Raw genomic sequence first — 6,036 nt, 5'->3', positions numbered from 1 at the left:
CTATTAATCAGTAATATACCGATAAATTTAACGTTTTAGGTTCTAAAAAAATAATTTTTTGTTTTGAATGTATTGGTTTTAAAATTAGTGGTTTACAGCTTTTACAACTGTATTTTTTTATTAATTTAAAAAATAAAAAGCCAAATTTACTCCGTAGAACAATTGTTAATGTATAAAAAACACTTTTTGCGTCTCTTAAATTATTTTTATATTTGCCGCAGATAAGAAACATACGTACAATTTTCTAACATTAGAGAAGAAATCGGGATTATTGTACTTCTTTTGCCTTGAGCATACTCTAATAGTTTAATGTAATTCATTATAACTATAGATATGCAAAAAAAACATCTTTATTTACTGCTTTTAATAGCAGGAACAGCCTTCTGGGGAATTTCTTTCACCTTTGTAAAAGTGGGTATTGGAGCTGGCTCACCATTCGTATTTTTATTTTATAAATTTCTAATAGCAGCATTTTGCCTCGCTTTTGTCTTTTTCAGGCAACTGAAATTAATTTCTGTAAAAACGTTGAAAATCACTTTCCTTATTGGAGTTCCGTTACTTGCCGGAACCGTTTTGCAAACCATAGGACTTCAGTATACTACAGTTTCAAATGCGGCTTTTATTACCGGATTAGATGTATTGTTGATTCCGATTTTAAAATTTCTTATTTATAAAAAGAAAATCGAAAACAAGATTTGGATTGCCTGTATTTTAGCCCTTATCGGACTTTATATTATTGTGGTAAAAGACGGATTGTCTCTAAATTCCGGTGATGTATTAATTGTGGCCTGCGCTTTTGGTTTTGCCTTTTATGTACTTCAGGTAGGGAAATATGCTACCGAAGAAAATCCCATTCCCGCCGTGATTTTATTAATGCTTTTTTGTGCTTTTGGATGTTTGATTCTGGCATTATTTGATGAAGCCTCTGTTTGGTTGCCCAACACTAACGGATTTTGGAGAGGCGTTCTTTTTGCAGCCATTCCGGCAACCGCTTTTATGTATGCCGTACAAAATGTAGGGCGACGTTATTTGGGTGAAGAAAAAGTAGCATTAACGTATTTGTTTGAACCTGTGTTTGCAACGATCGCCGGAGTTTTTATTCTGGGAGAAGATTTTACTTATCAGGTTTTGGCAGGAGGATTATTGATTATCTCGGCTATGTTTATTTCTGAAATTAACTTCAAAAAAAATCCGTCAAAAAATTAATTTGACGGATTTAAGATATAATCTAAATTTTGTTATGTCGCTATCGTTACACCTTTAGCCTTAAAATTACTAAAAAGAACCTGACGGGCGCTACTCACGATTTCTTCGGTACGGTAAATGCTGCACCAGAATTTTATTTGTAGTTTGAATTTTCCGTCAGCAATTGCCGTGTAATAAATTTGAGGAGGTTTGGTATTATTCACTAAATCCATACCTTCCAGAGAAGATAATATCAAAGCATTAATCTCTTCCGGCATAATCTCTCCGCTAACCTCTGCAGCGATTTCTACCAGTTTATAATTGTCAGTATACGTCCAGTTGGTAATGTTTTGCGATAATAAATTACCATTCGGTATGATAATCTCAGCACCATTTGCCGAGTTGATTTTCGTAGTACGCAATCCCATCGATTTTACGCGGCCAGATTCAGAAGCAATATTAATCACGTCTCCAATTTGTATCGGTTTATCAAAAATTAAAATAATACCAGATACAAAATTGTTTACCACACTCTGAAGTCCAAGTCCAACACCAACACCCAAAGCACCAAGTAAAATACTCAATTTGTCTAATGGCATTCCGGATGCGGCAACGGCCAAAAGATAACCACAAATTAATACCACAAGTCTTGTGATCAATAATTTAGAATGCTGTTTTTTGTTGATGTTTTCTTCGTTTTCGTCATCGACTTCACCAAAAAAATATGCCACATAGTTCTGTAATAAATGCGCGACCCAGATAATGATAAAAAATAAAACAATGTTTCCTAGCGTAAAAGTGATGCTTCCTATCGTATTAGGATGACTTAATAATGAATTTAAGCCAGCGCGTAAAGATTCCCAAATATTTAAGTTAGCTGCGATTACAATAATCCACATATAACTAATAACGATAATGAAAGGCTTTTTGAGTGTTTCAGACAAACTTTCGAAATCAAAAATCTTTTCGATATCACGTTTTACTCTAGTCGTATAAATTTGTAAAAGAATAATTTCTAATACCATTTTTAATAGTACGCTCAAGGCCACAATTTGCGTAAGCGAAATAAAAGCCGTAATGCTTAACATATTGGCAAGAGAAACACGTCCGAAGAGATTATTAAGTATCGCCAAAACATTCAGACCAATAAAAATGATCGTCGCCCATTTAAAAAATCCTTTGTAGTAAAGCTGGTCTTTCAGGGTTTTTATTTGAACAAATCCATAACGAACACCCAAAATATTGATTACGATAAAAGCGCAACGTTGTATAAAACCAACTGCAATAAACAAGTCTAAGAAACACAATACAAAAAATAATACTAACAGAAGCAGCCAGTTACGCATTGAAGTCGTCGACCAGTCTCTTTTAAAAAGAAAAGTAAGCAACACAAGAAGCACCAACTGAATCAACTCAATAAACATAGCAGGAGCATACAAATTGCTCACAACCGCAATGTTTAAACCAATAACCGATACAGGAAGAATTACACCCCGATTAAGATATTTAAAATTAAACTGAGCCAGATTTTCCGCATGCCCGTTATTTCGAAGATATCTTAAATTACGGGCAATATACCAACCCAAAGCGCCCATTAATAAAACCAAAAAGATTAACGAACCCGCTTTGTAGCTTAGATAATACGAAGCCACATTTTCCTCGATAATTACCTTGGCTTTAATATTTTGTCCCACTATTTTCTTTGAAGTAGAATCGCTCGTACTCCATAAAGCAGGATATTCCCTTTTTAGCATGCTGATTCCCGATTGTTCCAGTTTACTTTCAACCGTAATTAACGCATTCGAAACCGCAATTTTTCTTTCAACCGTCAGTCTTTTATTATCGTTTAAAATACCCTGATTTTTAGTCATTAAACTATCCGTGCTCAGGTATCTGTTTTTAAGATTAGCAAATTCCTTTTTAAACTGTTTACGTTTTATCGTGTCCGTCAAAAGTCCCATCAAGGTTCTGTCCTTACGCAACTCAATTACTCTGCCTTTGATTTTTTCAAGCGCCAGATTTCTAGCATTGATCGCAGTATTTTGTTCGTTCAGTTCCTGTTCGATTTCTTTCAGGACAATACGATACATTTGCTGGTTGCGCACATTAGGATTCGCACCCTTTAAACTCGTTAAAATAAGATCAAGTTTGCTTTGCGTCCTCTTAATTTCTCCAAACAAATGATGACTGTTCCCGTCAAACTCAGTGTCATTATGAGCAGATTCCAAAACCTCTCCCGCTTTTTCTATAGCCACCAGATAATCACTGTCAGTTGCACTTTCCTCAAAAAGTTTCGATTTGTTTTCCGTTTTAGCCGGAGCAGTTTCCGTTTTAGCTTTTGTAGTATCTGTTTTAGCCGGAGCAGTTTGAGAGTAGGTTAGCGGCGCATAAAAAAAGACGGCAAATAAGGCGAATAAACCAATGAAATTTCTTTTCTGAATCATAATGTAAGGCAATGAATTTAAGGGTCAAAAGTAATTTTTTTTAGGATATTTATGATGTATTGGATGATAAAATTTGGTTAAAATAAGGTTTACAGGCGTAGAGTTAATTCTATTGCAGGTATTTTTTTACCACAGAATTAAAAGCATTATTGAGATTTTATTCTTTTCATAAAAAGGATACAACTCAGTATTTTTTTTACGAGCTAATCCCGCACCCGAGCCTGAAAGTGCGAATTGGTGAAGCAATTCGTTCCAATCTTTTGTGTCCGCCGCGGCGGACACAAAAGGATTTCCACTTCTATCGGGGCTAGGACATTCTTTGTGCTAAGACATTTAGTTTTTTTTAATTCTTCGATAGTTCGAGAACTTTGTCAAAGTTTTAAACTTTGACAAAGTTTAACAGTCCGCATTAGTAAAAAATCTTTTTTAATCCTTTATCCCGATAGCTATCGGGAGTGGCAATAAAAATATGCACAAAAAAACACCCCATAAAATCATAGTACTAACAAAGACTTAAAAATATTATATTCGTACTCTAAATACCAGTATTACCAAACAATCAAAAAATGGAAAATATTACCGTAATTATCATGTTACTATTTGGGGTTGCTTTTTTAAGCCTTATCAGTAAAAAATACAATTTCCCCATTCCGATTGTGCTGGTACTTTGTGGAGTAATTATTAGCGTTATTCCCGGACTTCCCGTAATAGCTTTAAGTCCTGAAGTGGTGTTTATCGTGTTTCTACCGCCGCTTTTGTATCATGCCGCGTGGTACACCAGTTGGTCAGATTTCAAACAAACCATCCGACCAATTACTTTGGCTGCCGTAGGTTTGGTACTTTTTACCACCGTAGCCGTAGCTTTTGCAGCCCATATGCTGATAGATGATATCTCCTGGCCGTTAGCTTTTTTATTAGGCGCAATCGTTTCGCCGCCTGATGCTGTTTCCGCAACTTCTATAACAAAAGGTTTGGGTTTGCACCCAAGATTAATTGCCATTCTCGAAGGCGAAAGTCTGGTGAATGATGCCAGCGGTCTTGTAGCGTACAAATATGCTCTAACTGCCATTACCGCCGGAAACTTTGTACTCTGGCAAGCTGGGTTGAACTTTGTTATAATGTCGGTTTTAGGAATTGGGATTGGTTTAGGAGTAGGGTATATCATGAGTTTTATTCATAAAAAGTTCGTTTGCGACGAAGTGATCGAAGCGACTTTAACCTTATTAACGCCTTTCGCTTCTTATCTAATCGCCGAACATTTCGAAGCTTCGGGAGTTTTGGCCGTAGTCGCAACCGGACTTTTTCTTTCAGCAAGATCAGGAACAATTTTCACCCACGAAAGCCGAATCATGACCGGAACAATTTGGAGCGTTCTCACCAATATCCTAAACGGATTAATCTTCATTTTAATCGGATTGCAGTTGCGCCAAATTATTGAAGGAATCGGGGATTATTCTGGTTGGTCTTTGTTTATTTGGGGCGCTTCGGTAAGTATTGTCGTGATTTTAGTGCGTTTTTTATGGGTAATTCCCGCAACATTACTCCCAAGATATATCAGTAAAAAAATCCGATTGCAGGAAGAATTCGATTTCCGAAACATGATAGTGTTTGGTTGGTCCGGAATGCGTGGCGTGGTCTCGATGGCCGCTGCTTTGGCGCTTCCGCTAATGATGAACGAAACCGAAGCTTTCCCGTTACGAAACCTCATCATTTATCTGGTATTTTGCGTAATCCTTTCGACTTTGGTCATTCAGGGATTGACATTGCCTTGGCTAATCAAAAAACTAAAAATTGAAAAATATTCAATCCTGGCCGAAGAATACGAAATAAGAAATGTAATCGTATCACAAACCATCACCCACATCGAAGATAATTTCTCGTTACTCAACGACGACTTGCTCCATAATATAAAAAGCAAATATGAAGTAAAATTCAACCGCCTACAAAAAACCGAACTTCCAGCCAATTTCTTCGGAAAAGGAAATCTAATGGGCGGCGAAATCTTCAATGACTTCACCAAACTCCAGATCGATCTCCTAAACGTAGAACGCGGTAAGCTAGAATCGATGCATAAATCGGGTTCTGTCAATGAAGAGATTTTCAGAAAGATCGAGAAAGAACTGGATTTGGAGGAGACTAGATTGTGGATGGAGATGTATGAGGAGTAGGGGGATTAATTAAATAAAATTTTCGTTAACTCTTTTGTCAATTGTTTTTTTAGGCTTTCAAAATTTTCAAATAATAATTTAGATTTTTTGATAGATTCTGAAGTTATGTTTTTATCAATAACACTTAATTTATAAGCTTCAATATTTATTGATCTATTGTTCGCTAAAACATCTTCTATTTTTATAGAATGATGATTTGTTTGATCATTTGATATTATAGTTTTAGGATATAATCATAC

The 6,036-nt window shown here is 35.8% G+C and carries 3 protein-coding genes; 2 read left to right on the top strand and 1 reads right to left on the bottom strand.

All coding sequences use genetic code 11. From position 1 onward, the window contains the following. Positions 1-333: 333 nt before the first annotated feature. Positions 334-1,206: a DMT family transporter gene (locus FLACOL7796_RS01730; protein WP_173969123.1), complete on the top strand. Its 873-nt coding sequence runs from the start codon at positions 334-336 to the stop codon at positions 1,204-1,206. A 32-nt stretch (positions 1,207-1,238) separates the two neighbouring features. On the opposite strand, the gene FLACOL7796_RS01725 is transcribed toward FLACOL7796_RS01730, so the two are convergent. Beyond that, complete coding sequence (locus FLACOL7796_RS01725; RefSeq protein WP_173969122.1) at positions 1,239-3,629, bottom strand: mechanosensitive ion channel family protein; 2,391 nt, start codon at positions 3,627-3,629, stop codon at positions 1,239-1,241. Positions 3,630-4,195: 566 nt separating this feature from the next. On the opposite strand from FLACOL7796_RS01725, the gene FLACOL7796_RS01720 reads away from it, so the two are divergent. After that, positions 4,196-5,797 carry a Na+/H+ antiporter gene (locus tag FLACOL7796_RS01720; protein ID WP_173969121.1) on the top strand — a complete coding sequence of 534 codons (1,602 nt, stop codon included), beginning with the start codon at positions 4,196-4,198 and terminating at the stop codon, positions 5,795-5,797. Positions 5,798-6,036: the final 239 nt, after the last annotated feature.

The organism is Flavobacterium bizetiae (assembly GCF_902804475.1).
Taxonomy (GTDB): Bacteria; Bacteroidota; Bacteroidia; order Flavobacteriales; family Flavobacteriaceae; genus Flavobacterium; species Flavobacterium bizetiae.
This window is presented reverse-complemented; position numbering and strand designations above follow the sequence as displayed.